Raw genomic sequence first — 17542 nt, forward strand, 5'->3', positions numbered from 1 at the left:
CTAATCATCATGAAGGAGTGGACAACATGCCGTACCATAAAAACAAGCAGCAGGCCTTCCAGGCAGCCCAGCAGGGAGTCGAGGAAGCGAGGGATTTATTCACAGAAATCGTCAGGGACAGCGCCAGCTACGGCCATCAGCTTAAACATTTACAAAATGAGGTAAACGAAGCCTATCAGCAGATTGAAAACGCCCTTGAAGTTGCATCGGAGCACCAGCGGGCCCAACTGGAACAGTTCCGCATGGATCTTCAGAACATCGTTGAAGAAGTAAACAATTTTATGTAAAAAGGCAGGCTCAGTGCCTGTTTTTTTATTTCACCAAAAAGAAGGCTTGGCCAGGCCAAGCCCTTTGTTTTATTGATTTTTTTTGCGCTTTTTATTGTTTTGCCTTTCCATTTCGGTCAAAGGCTCATTCCCTGCTTCTTCATTGTATCCCGCGCCCATACCCTGCGCTTTGGCGGCATTCATTCCTGGACGCACATGATTCGCCCTCCGATTAGCCATGTTATCACCCCCATTTTTATTCTTCCCTTAAATGAGAAGATGATAAAAATCTTTTCCGGAATAATATTTTCCGTATCGAAAAGAGAGAGGCAATACTTTATAAGCCTGTCAACACTGGAAATTTGCCCGCCTAAAAATTTACCATAAGAAAAACTTATTATATTTCATAACTTTCATGTCATTTACTGTTGTTACTTACTGTATTACTATTAAATTGTGAGAAAAGTCTTAAGGAAAGCGCTTAATTCAAACCTTTCGACTTTTATAAATTTTTCCTATATTATTGGATTGATGAATTGAAGGGGGTAGTACATATGGCGAAAAATGATGTATTCAATGCCCGCTCTTCATTTGAAGCGAACGGTAAACAATACCATTATTACCGTCTTTCCGCTCTTGAAGAAGCAGGTGCAGGCAATGTTTCCAGGCTGCCATATTCCATCAAGGTTTTATTGGAATCGGTCCTTAGGCAGCACGATGGCCGTGTTATTACAAAGGAGCATGTTGAAAACCTGGCAAAATGGGGCACAAGCGAAGTAAGGGATGTAGATGTGCCATTTAAGCCTTCCCGCGTTATCCTTCAGGACTTTACAGGCGTTCCGGTTGTTGTTGACCTGGCATCCCTAAGGAAAGCAGTTGCAGACCTTGGAGGCGACCCTGATAAAATTAATCCTGAAAAAACGGTTGACCTTGTTATCGACCACTCCGTCCAGGTTGACCAATATGGAGGGCCAGGTTCACTTGATGCCAACATGGTACTTGAATTCGAGCGGAACGCAGAGCGCTACCAGTTCCTTAACTGGGCGCAAAAAGCATTCAACAACTATCGCGCGGTTCCGCCCGCAACAGGTATCGTCCACCAGGTAAACCTTGAGTACCTGGCAGATGTTGTCCATGTTGCAGAAACTACTGATGGCGAACTTGAAACTTATCCAGATACTCTTGTCGGAACAGACTCCCATACTACGATGATCAACGGCCTTGGCGTTCTGGGCTGGGGCGTGGGGGGCATCGAAGCCGAAGCGGGAATGCTCGGACAGCCGTCTTACTTCCCAGTGCCTGAAGTTATCGGCGTCAAGCTTGTCGGAACTCTTCCAAATGGTGCAACGGCTACTGACCTTGCCTTAAAAGTCACACAGGTGCTTCGCAGCAAAGGCGTAGTTGGAAAATTCGTTGAGTTCTTCGGGCCTGGCGTATCCCAGCTTCCGCTAGCGGATCGCGCAACCATCGCAAACATGGCGCCTGAATATGGCGCGACATGCGGATTCTTCCCAATTGACGATGAATCGCTTGATTACATGCGCTTGACTGGCCGCGATGAAGAGCAAATCAATGTGGTAGAAGCTTACTGCAAGGCAAACGGCCTGTTCTTCACTCCGGATGCAGATCCAATTTATACAGATGTGGTTGAACTTGACCTTTCCGATATCGAAGCAAACCTTTCCGGCCCTAAGCGGCCGCAGGACTTGATTCCTCTTTCAAAAATGAAGGAAGAATTCGTCAAAGCTGTCAGTGCGCCGCAAGGAAACCAGGGCTTCGGCTTAAAACAAAAGGAGCTTGATAAAGAAGTTCCTGTAACTTTCCACAATGGCGACCAAACAGTGATGAAAACCGGCGCTGTGGCCATCGCGGCTATTACAAGCTGTACAAATACATCCAACCCATATGTCCTTGTGGGCGCTGGTCTTGTGGCAAAGAAAGCTGTCGAGCTTGGAATGGAAGTTCCAAAATTCGTTAAAACTTCCCTCGCTCCTGGATCGAAAGTTGTTACTGGATACCTACGCGATTCCGGTTTGCTGCCATATCTCGAACAGCTTGGATTCAACCTTGTCGGCTATGGCTGTACAACTTGTATCGGAAACTCCGGGCCGCTCCGCGAGGAAATCGAGAAAGCTGTTTCTGAAAGCGACCTTCTTGTTACATCGGTCCTCTCGGGGAACCGTAACTTCGAAGGCCGTATCCATCCGCTTGTAAAAGGCAACTATCTTGCTTCCCCGCCGCTTGTCGTTGCTTACGCGCTTGCCGGCAATGTCAACGTCGACTTAAAGAATGAGCCAATCGGAAAAGACAGGAACGGAAATGACGTGTTCTTCAACGATATTTGGCCTTCAACAGAAGAAGTGAATGAAGTGGTACGCAAGACCGTAACTCCGGAACTGTTTAGGAGAGAATACGAAAACGTATTCAGCGACAACGAGCGCTGGAATGAAATCAAAACAAGCAATGAACCGCTATACTCATGGGATGCGGATTCAACTTATATCCAGAATCCTCCATACTTCGAGGGGCTTTCACCTGAACCAGGCCTTGTCGAGCCTCTTAATGGCTTGAAGGTAGTCGCGAAGTTTGGCGATTCAGTAACGACAGACCATATTTCTCCTGCGGGGGCGATTGGCAAAAATACGCCTGCCGGCCAATACTTGTTAGAAAAAGGCGTCCAGCCTCGTGATTTCAACTCCTATGGTTCACGACGCGGAAACCACGAAGTCATGATGCGCGGAACATTCGCGAATATCCGTATCCGCAACCAGATTGCCCCAGGTACAGAAGGCGGTTTCACTACCTACTGGCCGACAGGGGAAGTTACCACAATCTATGATGCATGCATGAAATACAAGGAAGAAGGAACCGGCCTTGTCGTTCTTGCGGGCAAGGATTACGGAATGGGTTCATCCCGCGACTGGGCAGCGAAAGGAACGAATCTTCTTGGCATCAAGACGGTCATCGCCGAAAGCTTCGAGCGCATCCACCGTTCCAACCTTGTCATGATGGGTGTCCTTCCGCTCCAGTTCAAGGAAGGCGAAAACGCCGAATCTCTTGGCCTGTCCGGAAAAGAAACGTTTACTGTCCAAGTTGATGAGAACGTCCGCCCAAGGGACCTTGTAAAAGTGACGGCTGTTGATGAAAGCGGTAAAACAACTGAATTTGAAGTGCTTGTACGCTTTGATTCGGAAGTTGAAATCGATTACTACCGCCATGGCGGAATCCTTCCGATGGTTCTCCGTGAAAAGCTGAAAGCGTAATTGAATGCGTTGATAAAACACCATGCAGCCGTTTTGGCGCATGGTGTTTTTAGTTCAGGCATTTTTGGCAGAAAAATTTCCTGGTATCGAAAAGTTGGAAATGTCACATAATCGGCACTATTTCACCTACACGCTAGTTTATTTCCCCGTCAGGGATAGTGTAAAATCAGTATAGAAAAGAGGGAGGGGCGCACATGGCGAAAAAGTGGATAGCAGGCATTTTACTTATAGCATTAATGGCCATTGGAATTGTCCAGGCGCTTGATAAAAAAGAAGAACCAACGGGATCGAAAGAGGCGGCCGCACAAGGGCTGAAGGAAGGGGTAAAAGCCCCGGATTTCCAGCTTAAAACGCTGACGGGGGAAACTGTAAAACTCTCCACCCTTAAGGGGAAAAAAGTTATGTTAAACTTCTGGGCGACATGGTGCGGCCCTTGCAAGGCGGAAATGCCAGCCATGGAGCAATTATCGAAAGAAGTGGATAGCGATGTTGCCATTCTGGCCGTCAATATCGATCCCCAGCTGGATGTAAAAGGGTTTGTCGAAGAGAATGGAATCACTTTTCCAATCCTGCTCGATGAAAAGGATGAAGTGAACACCATGTACCAAATCATTTCGATTCCGACTACTTATTTCATCGATAGCAAAGGCGTCATCCAGGATAAATTTATCGGCGCCATGCCGCATGATGCAATGGTTCAGTATATTGAAGATTTAAAGTAGAAAAATTGCCGCCGGAATAAACCGGCGGCTTTTGCTTTCTTAAAAGTAGTTTACTTTTCGATTAAATTTTCAAAAAGTTGTAATAATTGAAACCGCTTCCGGGCATACTTACTGTTAGAATAGGAAGTAAGGGAAGGTGATACCATGCGAAAACCTCGTAAACGCTCATTTGCTGAACTTGTTATGGAAAACAAGTCGCAAATTTTAAAAGACGAAGCGGCAATGGAAAAAATCGAGCAGCGCCTGGAAGCTAAACGTCTCGGCAAAGCTGAATAGAACATTGTTTTCCATTTATGTTTTTTCTCCTCCTGGCAAAAATAATGGCAGGAGGGATGATGATGGGAAATCCAAAGAAACACAGCCAGCATTTCTCGCCGGACCATCTTGGGACACAACCGAGAGGGTTCAGCGGCAACAATGGGAAGAAGATGCAGGATAAGTCGGGAAAGCATGCCCAGGTTATCCAGACAAAAGGGGAGTAGGCGGCTAAAGCCCTTGCTGCCTTGCATATTAAAAGTAAGGCACCACTCAAAAGCCTGGGAAACCAGGCTTTTTGTTTTGGGCAATTTCTACTCATATTTTTCCCCGGGGAGTTCATCCTAAAAGGGAACACAGGATTCTTAAGGAGGAACGATTATGGCATTTGGAAGCAAACCAAAACCGGATGACAGAAGCGATAATGTTGAAAAGCTTCAGGAAATGATCCATAACACGATTGAAAATATGGAACGCGCGGAGGAAACCGCGGCTCTGAGCGACAGTGAAGAAACAAGGCACCAGGTTGAGGAGAAAAACGAACGCAGGCGGGAAAGCCTTGAAGCAATGAGGGCTGAAGTAAAGGATGAAGCTCAGGCAAACGGCCAAATGACTGAATAATAAAGGAGGAGGGCTTGGATTTTAAAAGCCCTCCTTTTCCTTTTCAAAAACCGAAAAAACCAGGCACAGTGCGGGAACGTCGCTCTGGGCGATCTGTTATGTTACCATAGTAAAATGAATGAATTGATTTTTAGGAAGCGGGGAAGGAAGAATGTTAATCAGCGAGACAACAGTCGAGGTCCGCTATGCGGAGACCGACCAGATGGGCGTTGTCTACCATGCAAACTATCTTGTATGGATGGAATTGGGAAGGACAAGCTTCATCAAAGATCTTGGCTATAGTTATGCAAAAATGGAGGAAGACGGCATTATTTCACCCGTAATCGATATCCAGGCCTCGTATAAAAAATCCATGCGCTATGGAGAAAAAGCCACAGTGAAAACATGGGTGGAGGAATATGATGGCTTCAGGGTCAAATATGGGTATGAGATTCTAAATGAAGCGGGAGAGCTTTCCGTCACAGGATTTTCTGTCCATGTGTGCGTAAAAAAAGAAAATTTCCGGCCAATTTCAATAAAACGAATGTATCCCGATTGGCACGAGTCCTATCTAAAAGCTTCTAAAAAAGCAGATTGACCAGGAGGAAGAGTGGTGGCTTTTGGTATAAAGAAAAAGGATGTACAGGAATGGAAACAGAAGATTGACCAGGGCGAAATCGCCTTTTTAACCCACTATTGGCTGGATGACCGTTTTCCGGGCTGTAAAACCGTAACGAAAGCGGGCTGCAATGACGTTGAAAAGCTCGCGGAGTGGGGAAGGAAGCATGGTTTGCGAAAGGAATGGATCCATCAACGGCAAGATGGGTATCCTCATTTCGATTTGCTTGGCGAAAAACAAAAAGAAATTCTCATCGCCGAAGGATTGTATGATCATATTTGGGAAAATTAGAAGGGCGGCCTGCAACAGGGCCGCCTTTTTGTGTGATTGAGACATTTATAAGATTGAATATTCATGACTTCCGCATTTTGTTTTAATGGTAAAGGAAAACAGGTTCCTGGCGCTGTTCATCCAGGTCTACCTCAACGTCTTTCCCGTCAAAATACCATAAATCCTTTTCTTCAATGAAAAATATTAATCCGCTGCTCTCTGTTGTAGCAGCAGCATCCATGGGCTCTTCGGAAATGACGCCAAGCGAAAAACCTTTTTGCAGCTGGCTAAAGCCGCCATAACGGACAAAGAACCGGATATATGTTCCTTCACTAGCTTCAAATTCATCTTTATACCACTGCGCCGCTTTACTGCTTACCTGTAATTTCATGTGAACACGCCCTCCTTCGCGTTTTTATTATTGACCAAAATGGAGGGTAATGCAAAAATAACAACCTGAAAAGAGGAGGGATGGCTGCTTAACGAAGCCATTGATTCATATGGATAAGCGTTTCCTCGTTCATTTTCTTCGCGTTCGAGATGCCGTATTGGCCGGCTTTTTCGATAGGTATCACACGGAAATCGCGGCGGTTTTTCCTATATACAAAAGTCGGCTGAAAGGAAGGGGGCCCAACTTCCACTTTAGTTCCTTCATCATTTACCGTTTTGGTAAGTTTTAGGGTTACGAGTCCGCCAATATCCTTGTAATCGCCAATTTGCGCGGAAAGGAAATTTCCGAGCGAGTATACAACAAACGTCCGTTTTCCATCCTTGCGTTTTATCCATTCCATTGGCTGGAGGACATGGGGATGTGAACCGAAGATAATGTCCACACCCTGGTCCGCCAGGAATGCCGCCAGGCTTTTTTGTTCATTGGTCGGAATGCGCTGGTACTCATTTCCCCAATGAACACTGACAATAACAGCATCACTAATTCTTTTTGCCCGCTCTATGTCTTTTTTCATGAGCTCCCTGTCAATCAAATTAACAGCGAATTCCATGCCTCGCGGAATCGGAATACCATTTGTTCCATACGTGTACGATAAGAAGGCGAGGCGAATCCCATTCCTTGTAAGGACGGTAATCTTTTCACGGCTTTCCTTGTTAGCCGCAGTCCCGGTAAAAGGCAGGCCGATTTTATTAAAATTGCCTATCTGGGCGTTAATGCCTCTGAAACCTTTATCGAGGGCATGGTTGTTCGCGGTAGAAACAATGTCCACGCCAGCTTTCATGACCGCTTCGGACAGCTCAAACGGGCTGTTGAAGTTAGGGTAGCTTGAAACTCCAAGTTCTGTACCCCCGACAGGGCTCTCCTGGTTAGCAGTCAAAATGTCTGGTGCCTGGAGCATCCCTTTAACCGGTTCGAACATCGGGTTGAAATCGTATCCATTCGCCGTTTTTGCGTCATTGTAAACGTGGTCATGGATCAAGATGTCCCCAATCGCTCCCACTGTGGCGGTTTCAACAATTTCTTTCGCCGCACCAGCGAATTGGCGGTCCTTATGGAGCGTTGGAGCGGGCATAGTTTCTGGCTTTTGGGTAGAGCATGCGGTTAGAAAGACAGCCAAAACGGTTACCGCCGCCATCAATTTTGTATCAATCCGGAATTCCTTCACTGGAAATCCTCCTGTTAAGCAAAAAATTTTCAATGTAAAGCACAGTGATTTATTATAAGTGGTAGCGTATTGCATTTCACTATATTTTTTTATAAAAAGGCAAAATATGTATAACATGACCAAAAGGGGTGACAAAATGTTCACAATTACCGAGGCCGCCTATCAAACCATTGCCAAGTCGATTGAAAATGAAACCCCTTCAAACAATGACAAACTGTATATTCGCCTGACAATGGGGATTGGCTGAGGCGGCCCAAAATTGAATCTGTCTCTGGAAGAGCAGAAATTAACCCATGACCATGAATTTGACTACAAGGATCTGAATATCTTGATCCACGAGAACGACCTCGTGTATTTCAACAACACTAAACTTGATTTTGTAAAGGACGTTTTTGGGAGCGGAAGATTCCAGCTCCTAAAAGTATAAAAACGGTGTTCCCTCATTGGGACACCGTTTTTTTGGCTGCTTTTTACCGGCAGTCGGTTTCTTCCATTTCCTCAAAAAAACCAATCAATTCTTCAAACGTTTTGGTCACTTTCACCGGATTTCCGGAACAGGACCAATCCGGCGTATATGGATAAAATTCAACAATGAATTCCTCTTTGGAAAGAGCAGGGGTAACAGAGGATGAAAAGACAAAATCAAACTTCCTGGCATTCAAACCTGGCATCTGGAATCTCCTCTCATTTAACAATCCTTATATGTCTATTGTAAAGGAAAGAAGTTTACGTGCCCGGCAGTGTTTTGAATTATTCGTGAATTTTTATGTATAACGGTTCAAGAGCAAACAGGGACGCTGATGGGAAATAATATGGAAAACAGCGAACCTTTTCCGACTTTGCTTTCAACATGGACCGAAGCTCCGTGTTCCTCAATGATTTTTTTACAAATATTCAATCCAAGACCGTTTCCATTCGGCTTTGTCGAAAAGAAAGGGGAGAACAACTGGGATATGGTTTCAGGTTCTATACCGCAGCCGCTGTCCTGAATGCCAATAACGTAGGCATCATTTTCTGTTTTCGTAAAAATGGTTATTTCACGTCTCGAGGCATGTTCAACTGACTCCAGGGCTTCCATGGCATTTTTCAGTATATTGATAAGTACTTGTTTAATTTGGCTGGCATTAAGCATATACAGGAAATCTCCCTTTGCAAGGCTTGTCCCCAGGCTGATATCTTTAAGGATGCATTCACTTTCATAAAGTAGAATGACCTCTTTCACTAGCTGATTGATCGAAGTGTTGGTTTTTTCGTTCGAGGTGTGTTTCGACACACTTAAAAATTCGCTGATAATCTTGTTAGCCCTGTTTATTTCCTCGATCGCAACCGAGGCGTATTTTCCTTTTCCCAACTCATCAAGTTCGGGCCTCAGCAGCTGGAGAAACCCTTTTACGATGGTCAATGGATTCCTAATTTCGTGCGCGATGCCGGCGGCAAGCTTTCCGGTATCTTCCCGAGCAATGTTCAAAGCCCTCATTTCATCAATTTTTTGGTGTAGGGAAGTGAGGTTTGCATCCAGGGTTTGCCTATCCCGCCAAGCCATCCCGCTATTTAGCTCCGCTTCGGTATCGGTAATTGGGATGCAATAAGATAGGATCTTTCCTTCCCGCCCATGCGACTTATACACCCGATAGTAGTGCTTCTCCATATTTTTATCATTAAGCGCCAGCACTATGGGGCCGTCCGAAATGGAAGACCGAAAAAACGCTCGGGCATCATTGTAAAAACCAGGATCCATTATGTCGAAAAAAGGCTGCTGGATTGCCGGAAAACGATTTATTGCAGAAGGAGAAGCCTTCTGAATAATAAGGTTGTGATCAAGTATGAAGCAGGGAAAGGGAAAATTGGCAATCTCGATTAACATACAGCATCCGACCGTCCTTAAAATATTTTTTCTTGGAGCGCTTTGGATGAAAGCAAATAAATGGAAAAAGTTAAATTATTTTAATTTTCATAATAATCATACAAAAGTACACCTCTCCTTACAATTACTATTTTAAAAAATGATTGCGGCATTTTGTCATTGATAGCCCCTTTTTCGAAAAGACGGGAATTATTTTCCCAATATAATTGAAGCCATTCACTATTGACATATCACTCATTTCTATATTTTTTTGCAAAAAAATGGCCGTAAGGAAGCTTGTCCGCCCCTTACAGCCATTTAATTTTCGGTTCCGTTTTATTCACGATTCTTTTAATGTTCGCCCTGTGCCTGTAAATAACGAAAAAAGCCAGGATGCTTACGATGATGATGAGAGGAATATCCCTCGGCGATGACAGCAGCGAATATGTAATGGCACCTATACCAGCCATTATGGAAGAGAGGGATACATATTTTGTTAGATACAAAGAAACGGCAAAAATCACAAAAATGACAAGGAACATGATGGGTGCGTAAAACAGGAGCACGCCACCCGATGTTGCGACGGCTTTTCCTCCCCGGAAACCGGCGAAAATAGGATACATATGGCCAATTACCGCAAACATGCCCGGAATTAGCGCGTTCAAATCATCATAGCCAAATAACGTTGGCAGGGCGGCTGCAAGTGTTCCTTTAAGAATATCGGCCAATGTGACGGAGATTCCCGCTTTAACCCCAAGTGTCCTGAACGTGTTTGTGCCGCCAAGGTTCCCGCTTCCATACTGGCGTATATCCTTGTTATAAAAAACCTTGCCGACTATGAGTCCGGAAGGGATTGAGCCGAGCAAATACGCCAGCACACAGAAAAGAGCAATTCCAATCATACATAAATCTCCTTTACCTTCAGATGCAGTTGTTGGATGAAAGTTTCACTCTATTTTACCATTTTCTTTTTAAAACGCCATATAGCCCGAAATGAATTTTTTCAAACCTGATGTTTCCCGTAGGCTGGCATGAGCCGCCCCTGTTTGCTAGGATAAAACATAGTGGTGGGGAAGGGAAGGAAAAGGATGGGTACATATAAGAACGATGGTCGATCCAGATTGATAGACATTTTTCTCGTTTCATTAAAATTGGGTTGTACCTCGTTTGGAGGCCCCACGGCCCATATTGGTTATTTTCATAATGAGTACGTAAAAAAGAAAAAATGGTTGGATGAGCGGGAATTTTCCGAACTGATTGCATTATGCCAGCTGCTGCCCGGCCCGGCAAGCAGCCAAGCGGGTTTTGGAATCGGCTTGAAACGAGGGGGAGTTGCAGGCGGAATTGCCTCATTTGCTGGTTTTACCTTTCCGTCATTCGCACTAATGGCCTTATTTGCGTTTTACCTATCGGGATTGGCCTCTGCCGGGAACGGCTGGCTGCACGGACTCAAAATTGTCGCGGCCGCTGTCGTCCTTCAGGCCGTATACTCTTTGGGTAAAAGTTTTGCGACAAAAAGGGAGACTGCCACAATCGCCTTCCTCGCCGCTGCGGGTATGTTCGTCTTCCCAAATTCGCTTGCCCAGCTGGCGATTATGGCCGCATCAGGGGCGGCAGGCTATCTATTCTGCAATAAAACGGCTGGAGGGCTAAGTGCCGGTTCTTTCACCAACGTTTCAAAGAAGTTCGCCGTTGCCTGTTTGGCGATATTTTGCCTGCTTTTTGTCCTGCTGCCAGCAATCCGGTCAATTGGAGTGGAAGCTGAGTTGGCGGACAGTTTTTACCGGAGCGGCGCTCTTGTGTTTGGGGGTGGGCATGTCGTCCTCCCTCTGCTTGAACGGGAACTTGTCCCAACAGGCTTCATCTCGAAGGAGAACTTTCTGGCGGGATACGGCCTTGTCCAGGCGATGCCGGGCCCTTTATTTACCTTTTCCGCCTATTTAGGGGCGGCGGTTCATGGATGGACAGGTGCAATCATAGCAATTGCCGCGATTTTCCTGCCTGGATTTTTGCTTCTACTGGCTGTTTTGCCATTTTGGGAGAAAATCCGGACGAAGCCTTCAATCCAGTCGGTCGTGGCCGGGTTGAACGCCGGGGTCGTGGGGCTGCTTGCGGCCGCCTTTTATGATCCGATCTTTGTCTCTTCGATAACTTCCAGGACGGAAGCCGCTCTCTTCGCCCTGTTTTTTGGATTGCTGGCCTTTTGGAAAATACCGCCTTGGCTCCTTGTTGTTTTAGGCGCGGGAGCGGGATACTCTTTCCTTTAACCAGAATTTTTGAATTCTTATCAGAAAATCACAAACACTTTCTTATTTTGAATGCGTTTTTTTCGCACCGATGTGCATAATAATGGCATTTACGAGGAGAAAAGGTAAACTATAATTAAAAGTATTGAGGAGGAAAACGCCCATGCTGACATATCCAAGCCGTGAAGAAATTAAGGAAATCCTGAATAAAGCAAAAAGAATCGCTGTTGTCGGACTAAGCGATAATCCGGAAAAAACGTCCTATATGGTATCGGAAGCGATGCAAAAGGCAGGTTACGAAATCATCCCTGTGAATCCGGCAATCGAAGAAGCGCTTGGCGTAAAGGCTGTCCCATCCCTTAAAGATATTAAAGGGCATGTGGACATCGTCAACGTATTCCGCCGGTCAGAATATTTGCCTGGTGTCGCCAGGGAATTCGCCGAAATTGACGCGGATGTATTCTGGGCGCAGCTTGGCCTTGAAAATGAAGAAGCCTACAATTTTCTAAAAGATAAAGGTTATACCGTCATTATGGACCGGTGCATTAAAGTGGAACACGCCCTTACAAGAAGATAACGCGCTTGGAAAACGGCTGCCCTTGGGCGGCTTTTTTCGTGCGAAATATAACCAAAATACCCAAAAAACAAGCAAAACCAATGGAAATTTGAAAGAACTGGTTTGCGAAAACGAAATTAACCGATACAATAAAGCATAGACGGTTGGACAAGTTATGGTAAAATTAGCTTGCGAACATCCGTTCCTTGTTAACATTTACCGGTTAGTCAAACACTTTATGAAACATATCAATCAGCGGGAATGAACCCTTCCGATGGATGTTTCACTTTACTTGCCGCCTAAAAGGATGTTAGAAATTTAATTCAAATCCTTTGGCGTAACACGAAAGGGGTTTAGTTAGTGTCAGCGAATCAACAGGCTTTTACCTATAATGATGACGCCATCCAGGTCCTCGAAGGATTGGAGGCAGTCAGGAAGCGGCCCGGGATGTACATCGGGAGCACTGACGGAAGAGGGCTGCACCATCTTGTTTATGAAATAGTCGACAATTCCGTCGATGAAGCCCTTGCCGGATTTGGCAGCCACATCATTGTCAAAATCCACAAGGATAATTCAATCAGCGTCGTTGATAAAGGGCGCGGGATGCCAACAGGAATGCATAAGCTTGGCAAACCCACCCCGGAGGTTATCCTGACAATACTCCATGCGGGAGGAAAGTTCGGCCAGGGAGGCTATAAAACAAGCGGAGGCCTCCACGGGGTCGGCGCTTCTGTTGTCAACGCCCTCTCTGAATGGCTAGTGGTTACAATTAAAAGAGATGGTTTTATCTACGAACAGCGGTTTGAGAATGGCGGAAAACCCGCAACAACCCTTGAGAAAATCGGCAAAACAAACCAGACAGGAACGACCATTCATTTCAAACCAGATCCGTCTATCTTTTCCGTCACTACCTATAACTTTGAAATCCTTTGCGAAAGGCTGAGGGAATCGGCGTTCCTATTGAAAGGAATGCGGATTGATATCATTGACGAACGGAATGGTGTACAGGAATCCTTCCACTACGAAAACGGGATAGAAGCGTTTGTCGAGTATTTGAACGAAGGAAAGGAAATCCTTCATCCGGTCGTAAGCCTGGAAGGCATAACAAACGGCATTGAAGTCGAATTTGCCTTTCAATTCAACGATGGTTATTCCGAAAATGTCCTTTCATTTGTAAACAATGTTAGGACAAAGGACGGCGGAACGCACGAAGTCGGAGCTAAAACGGCGATGACACGGGTTTTCAACGATTATGCCCGCAAGGTATCCCTTCTAAAGGAAAAAGACAAGAACCTTGATGGCGCAGATATTCGCGAAGGGCTCTCCGCTATTATCTCGGTCCGTATCCCAGAAGACCTCCTACAATTTGAGGGACAGACAAAAGGAAAGCTTGGGACGAGTGAAGCAAGGTCAGCCGTAGACTCAGTTGTTTCCGGCCATTTATCTTATTTCCTTGAGGAGAATCCCGATATAAGCTCTCTGTTAATAAAAAAATCAATCAAGGCTTACCAGGCGAGGGAAGCAGCGCGGAAGGCAAGGGAGGAAGCGCGCAGCGGCAAAAAGCGGAAGCGCGCCGACGCCGTCTTATCCGGCAAGCTGACTCCTGCCCAATCCCGAAATCCGCAGAAAAACGAACTTTACCTGGTCGAGGGGGACTCCGCGGGCGGATCGGCGAAGCAAGGCCGTGATCGCCGGTTCCAGGCGGTCCTGCCATTAAGGGGAAAAGTCATCAATACTGAAAAAGCCAAATTGCAGGATATTTTTAAAAACGAGGAAATCAATACGATTATCCATGCGATTGGCGGAGGGGTCGGCACGGACTTCAGCGTCGAGGACATCAACTATGACAAAGTCATTATTATGACCGATGCCGACACGGATGGCGCCCATATCCAGGTCCTTCTGCTCACATTCTTTTACCGTTACATGAAGCCGCTTGTCGAAGCCGGCAAGGTCTTCATCGCACTCCCGCCGCTATTCAAGGTCAGCAAGGGCACAGGCAAGAAGGAAGTCATCGAATATGCCTGGAACGAAAATGAACTTCAGGGCGCGATCAAAAAGATTGGCAAGGGCTATATCATACAGCGCTACAAGGGTCTCGGCGAAATGAATGCCGACCAGCTTTGGGAAACGACGATGGATCCCGAAACAAGGACATTGATCAGGGTGAAAATTGATGATGCCGCCCGCGCGGAACGCAGGGTCACGACCCTTATGGGCGACAAAGTCGAGCCACGCCGGAAGTGGATCGAATCGAATGTTGCTTTTGGTATGGAAGAAGAGGATGAACTTGACACAATTCTTGAAAATGAAAATATTACCGTCGCCGAGGAGGAATTAGGGCAATGAGCTTGAACGAAAAATTCCGCGACCTTCCCCTTGAAGATGTCCTGGGCGACAGGTTTGGAAGATACAGTAAATACATTATCCAGGAACGCGCCCTGCCAGATGCGCGTGACGGACTGAAGCCCGTGCAGAGGCGGATTTTGTACGCCATGCACGTTGAAGGGAACACACATGAAAAAGGGTTCCGCAAGTCGGCGAAAACCGTCGGTAACGTAATCGGCAATTATCATCCGCATGGCGACTCGTCTGTTTATGAAGCAATGGTACGGATGAGCCAGGATTGGAAAGTCCGAAACGTCCTAGTCGAAATGCACGGCAACAACGGAAGCGTCGATGGCGACCCGCCGGCGGCAATGCGTTACACGGAAGCACGCCTGTCCGCCATTTCAACGGAGCTTCTGCGCGATATCGAAAAGCAGACGGTCGACTTTATTCCGAACTTCGATGACACGTCAAGCGAGCCGACAGTTTTGCCTGCCATGTTCCCTAACCTGCTCGTCAATGGGTCAACTGGCATTTCGGCGGGTTATGCGACCGACATCCCGCCGCATCATCTTGGCGAAGTAATTGATGGCGTCATCATGCGGATGGATGATCCGGATGCCACTGTTGACCAGCTGATGACGGTTATTAAAGGGCCTGATTTTCCAACAGGCGGCATCATCCAGGGCATCGATGGAATCAGGAAAGCCTACGAAACAGGGCGCGGGAAAATCATCATTAGGAGCAAAACGGAGATTGAGGATGTCCGTGGAGGGAAGCAGCAAATCGTCATAACTGAAATACCATACGAAGTCAACAAGGCGAACCTCGTCAAAAAAATGGATGAGTTCAGACTCGACCGAAAGCTTGAGGGAATTTCCGAAATCCGTGACGAAACCGACCGCACAGGGCTAAGGATTGTCATCGAATTACGCAAGGATGCGGATGCATTGGGCGTCCTTAATTACTTGTATAAAAACAGCGACCTGCAAGTGGCCTATAACTTCAATATGGTCGCCATCCATAACAAACGGCCGGTGTTGATGGGCCTAAGGGAACTCCTTGACGCCTATATCGGCCATCAAAAAGAAGTCATAACGAGAAGGTCCCAGTACGAGCTAAGGAAAGCGCGGGAAAGGCAGCATATCGTAGAAGGGCTCATGAAGGCGCTGTCGATTCTGGACCAGGTCATCGCGGCCATCCGCGCATCCAAGGACAAACGGAATGCGAAGGACAACCTCATTGCCAAATTCGGCTTCACCGAACCGCAGGCCGAAGCAATTGTGTCCTTGCAGCTTTATCGGTTGACCAACACGGATATCACCGCCCTTATGAAAGAAGCGGAAGAACTATCAAACAAGATCGAAGAACTGCAAGCAATACTTGGGAGTGAAAAGAAGCTCTTCAGCGTAATTAAAAAGGACCTTAAGGATGTTAAGAAGCGATTCGCGGATGCCAGAAGGTCAAGCATTGAAGAAGAAATCGAAGAATTGAAAATAAACCTCGATGTCATGGTGCCAAGCGAGGACGTCATCGTTACCGTGACGAAAGAAGGGTATATCAAGCGGACAAGCCTGCGTTCTTTCACTGCGTCGAACGGACAGGATTTGGCCATGAAGGAATCCGACCGGCTGTTCGCGCAGCTGGAAATGAATACAAAGGATGTTCTCCTTCTTTTTACAACAAAGGGAAATTACCTTTACATGCCTATCCACGAACTGCCTGACATCCGATGGAAGGACATGGGACAGCATGTCGCCAACATCATTCCGATTGACCGGGATGAAGAAATCATCAAAGCGCTGCCGGTGAAGGATTTTGAAAACGATTCGTACCTTCTTTTCGTGACAAGGAATGGGATGGTTAAGAAAACGGAGATGAAGCTTTACAAAGCGCAGCGCTATTCCAAGCCACTCACCGCGATAAACCTGAAGGATAACGACCAGGTTGTCGATGTGCACGTAACCGATGGAACGAAAGAACTGTTCCTCGTGTCCCATTTCGGATATGCTCTTTGGTTCGATGAAGAAGAGGTGAGCCCGATTGGCATCAGGGCAGCTGGAGTAAAAGGAATGAACCTGAAAGAAGGAGATTTTGTAGCTGGAGGGAAAGTAATCGACCCCGAAGGCAAGGAAGCAATCGTGCTTGTCACCCAGCGCGGGGCTTTGAAAAAAATGAAGTTAAAGGAATTTGAAAAGGCGACACGCGCGAAACGTGGAGTAGTCGTCCTGCGGGAATTGAAAGCAAATCCTCACCGCGTTGTCGGTATTGAAGCGGTTGATGACCGCGACATGGTTTTCATCCTTACTGACAAAGGCCAGCTTCTCACCTTTAAATCAAGCGATTTGAAAAATAGCGACCGCTATTCAAACGGCTCCTTTATTTTGGATGAAGGAGAAAGCGGTAAAGCCGTATCCCTTTGGAAGGAAGCCGGAGGGGAAAACGAATAAGTTTTTGAAAAGGGCAGCCGGAAATGAACTATGCCCTATAAAGTGGACAGTGAAATAAAAAGGCCTAACTTGCTATGCAGCTAGTAAATGACTCCGGTATTGTGCCGGAGTCATTTTATTTAGACTCCATTGGTATCGTTCATTGTTGTATTCCTGTATATAGTTGCCGATCACTTGTGAAAGTTCTTTAAAGGTTTTGCACGCCGAATAATCTGCCTCATCCTTCATATGGCCAAAGAAAGATACCATAGGGGCATTATCCCAACAATTTCCCTTTCGGGACATAGACTGAATAAGGCTCATTTTCTTAACCCTTTTCTGAAATTCAGGGTGCGTGTAATGAAAGCCTTGATCTGAATGGAGGATGGCACCAGGATGGACCATTCCCTTAAAGGATTGCCGTAGTTTCTTAAGTGTTTGATAAACAATGTCCATCTTCAGATTAATGGACAGGTGATAAGCGACGATTTCCCTTGTGGCTGCATCTTTAACGCATGAAAGGTACGCC

20 protein-coding genes are annotated in these 17542 nt (G+C 46.2%); 13 read left to right on the forward strand and 7 right to left on the reverse strand.

Going from position 1 to position 17542, the window contains the following annotated elements; genetic code table 11:
* Positions 1 to 26: 26 nt before the first annotated feature.
* On the forward strand, positions 27 to 287 hold the full coding sequence (locus tag DRW41_RS17050) for a hypothetical protein (RefSeq protein WP_115453214.1): 261 nt from the start codon (positions 27 to 29) through the stop codon (positions 285 to 287).
* A 69-nt stretch (positions 288 to 356) separates the two neighbouring features.
* On the opposite strand, the gene sspO is transcribed toward DRW41_RS17050, so the two are convergent.
* Positions 357 to 506 carry a small acid-soluble spore protein SspO gene (gene sspO / locus DRW41_RS17055; RefSeq protein ID WP_115453215.1) on the reverse strand — a complete coding sequence of 50 codons (150 nt, stop codon included), beginning with the start codon at positions 504 to 506 and terminating at the stop codon, positions 357 to 359.
* Between the two features lie 314 nt (positions 507 to 820).
* Between sspO and acnA the strand changes: the two genes are divergently transcribed.
* The 7 genes from acnA to DRW41_RS17090 all read left to right on the forward strand — a co-directional run bounded on the left by acnA (position 821) and on the right by DRW41_RS17090 (position 6016).
* The gene (acnA, locus tag DRW41_RS17060; protein WP_115453216.1) at positions 821 to 3529 is read left to right on the forward strand and encodes an aconitate hydratase AcnA; all 2709 of its coding nucleotides are present in this window, start codon (positions 821 to 823) and stop codon (positions 3527 to 3529) included.
* 194 nt (positions 3530 to 3723) lie between these two features.
* Positions 3724 to 4251 carry a redoxin domain-containing protein gene (locus DRW41_RS17065; RefSeq protein WP_115453217.1) on the forward strand — a complete coding sequence of 176 codons (528 nt, stop codon included), beginning with the start codon at positions 3724 to 3726 and terminating at the stop codon, positions 4249 to 4251.
* Positions 4252 to 4395: 144 nt separating this feature from the next.
* Positions 4396 to 4527, forward strand: a complete 132-nt coding sequence (locus tag DRW41_RS17070) for an FbpB family small basic protein (RefSeq protein WP_115453218.1) — start codon at positions 4396 to 4398, stop codon at positions 4525 to 4527.
* A 62-nt stretch (positions 4528 to 4589) separates the two neighbouring features.
* On the forward strand, positions 4590 to 4733 hold the full coding sequence (locus tag DRW41_RS17075; RefSeq protein WP_115453219.1) for an acid-soluble spore protein N: 144 nt from the start codon (positions 4590 to 4592) through the stop codon (positions 4731 to 4733).
* 154 nt (positions 4734 to 4887) lie between these two features.
* Complete coding sequence (gene tlp, locus DRW41_RS17080; RefSeq protein WP_115453220.1) at positions 4888 to 5127, forward strand: small acid-soluble spore protein Tlp; 240 nt, start codon at positions 4888 to 4890, stop codon at positions 5125 to 5127.
* Between the two features lie 151 nt (positions 5128 to 5278).
* A complete protein-coding gene (locus DRW41_RS17085) occupies positions 5279 to 5704 on the forward strand; it encodes an acyl-CoA thioesterase (protein ID WP_115453221.1) in 426 nt (141 codons plus the stop codon).
* A 15-nt stretch (positions 5705 to 5719) separates the two neighbouring features.
* Positions 5720 to 6016, forward strand: coding sequence for a hypothetical protein (locus DRW41_RS17090; RefSeq protein WP_115453222.1), 297 nt, complete (start codon positions 5720 to 5722; stop codon positions 6014 to 6016).
* An 82-nt stretch (positions 6017 to 6098) separates the two neighbouring features.
* Here the strand turns inward: DRW41_RS17090 and DRW41_RS17095 are convergent, their stop codons facing one another.
* Positions 6099 to 6386 carry a HesB/YadR/YfhF family protein gene (locus DRW41_RS17095; RefSeq protein WP_115453223.1) on the reverse strand — a complete coding sequence of 96 codons (288 nt, stop codon included), beginning with the start codon at positions 6384 to 6386 and terminating at the stop codon, positions 6099 to 6101.
* An 88-nt stretch (positions 6387 to 6474) separates the two neighbouring features.
* Positions 6475 to 7611, reverse strand: coding sequence for a CapA family protein (locus tag DRW41_RS17100; protein WP_181884613.1), 1137 nt, complete (start codon positions 7609 to 7611; stop codon positions 6475 to 6477).
* A 259-nt stretch (positions 7612 to 7870) separates the two neighbouring features.
* Here DRW41_RS17100 and DRW41_RS23105 point away from each other — a divergent pair, with 259 nt between their 5' ends.
* Positions 7871 to 8038, forward strand: a complete 168-nt coding sequence (locus tag DRW41_RS23105; RefSeq protein ID WP_181884621.1) for a hypothetical protein — start codon at positions 7871 to 7873, stop codon at positions 8036 to 8038.
* A gap of 43 nt (positions 8039 to 8081) precedes the next feature.
* Here DRW41_RS23105 and DRW41_RS17105 read toward each other — a convergent pair whose 3' ends face one another.
* The 3 genes from DRW41_RS17105 to plsY form a co-directional block, all read right to left on the reverse strand.
* Positions 8082 to 8282: a hypothetical protein gene (locus tag DRW41_RS17105; RefSeq protein ID WP_115453225.1), complete on the reverse strand. Its 201-nt coding sequence runs from the start codon at positions 8280 to 8282 to the stop codon at positions 8082 to 8084.
* Positions 8283 to 8389: 107 nt separating this feature from the next.
* A complete protein-coding gene (locus DRW41_RS17110; RefSeq protein WP_181884614.1) occupies positions 8390 to 9259 on the reverse strand; it encodes an ATP-binding protein in 870 nt (289 codons plus the stop codon).
* Between the two features lie 503 nt (positions 9260 to 9762).
* Positions 9763 to 10356, reverse strand: a complete 594-nt coding sequence (plsY, locus tag DRW41_RS17115; protein ID WP_115453227.1) for a glycerol-3-phosphate 1-O-acyltransferase PlsY — start codon at positions 10354 to 10356, stop codon at positions 9763 to 9765.
* 186 nt (positions 10357 to 10542) lie between these two features.
* Here plsY and chrA point away from each other — a divergent pair, with 186 nt between their 5' ends.
* From chrA to parC, 4 genes are all read left to right on the forward strand, one after another.
* On the forward strand, positions 10543 to 11721 hold the full coding sequence (chrA, locus tag DRW41_RS17120) for a chromate efflux transporter (protein ID WP_115453228.1): 1179 nt from the start codon (positions 10543 to 10545) through the stop codon (positions 11719 to 11721).
* A gap of 142 nt (positions 11722 to 11863) precedes the next feature.
* Positions 11864 to 12277 (forward strand): CoA-binding protein, encoded by a 414-nt coding sequence (locus DRW41_RS17125; RefSeq protein ID WP_115453229.1) that lies wholly within the window; start codon positions 11864 to 11866, stop codon positions 12275 to 12277.
* 339 nt (positions 12278 to 12616) lie between these two features.
* Entirely contained in the window at positions 12617 to 14605 is a 1989-nt protein-coding gene (parE, locus tag DRW41_RS17130) for a DNA topoisomerase IV subunit B (RefSeq protein ID WP_115453230.1), read from the forward strand.
* Entirely contained in the window at positions 14602 to 17034 is a 2433-nt protein-coding gene (parC, locus tag DRW41_RS17135) for a DNA topoisomerase IV subunit A (protein ID WP_115453231.1), read from the forward strand. Before parE ends, parC begins: the two co-directional genes overlap by 4 nt.
* A 72-nt stretch (positions 17035 to 17106) precedes the next feature.
* On the opposite strand, the gene DRW41_RS17140 is transcribed toward parC, so the two are convergent.
* Positions 17107 to 17542 (reverse strand): IS3 family transposase (locus DRW41_RS17140; protein WP_115453232.1); only part of this gene is annotated, 436 nt, incomplete at its 5' end.

Source organism: Neobacillus piezotolerans, from assembly GCF_003362805.1.
Taxonomy (GTDB): Bacteria; Bacillota; Bacilli; order Bacillales; family Cytobacillaceae; genus Bacillus_D; species Bacillus_D piezotolerans.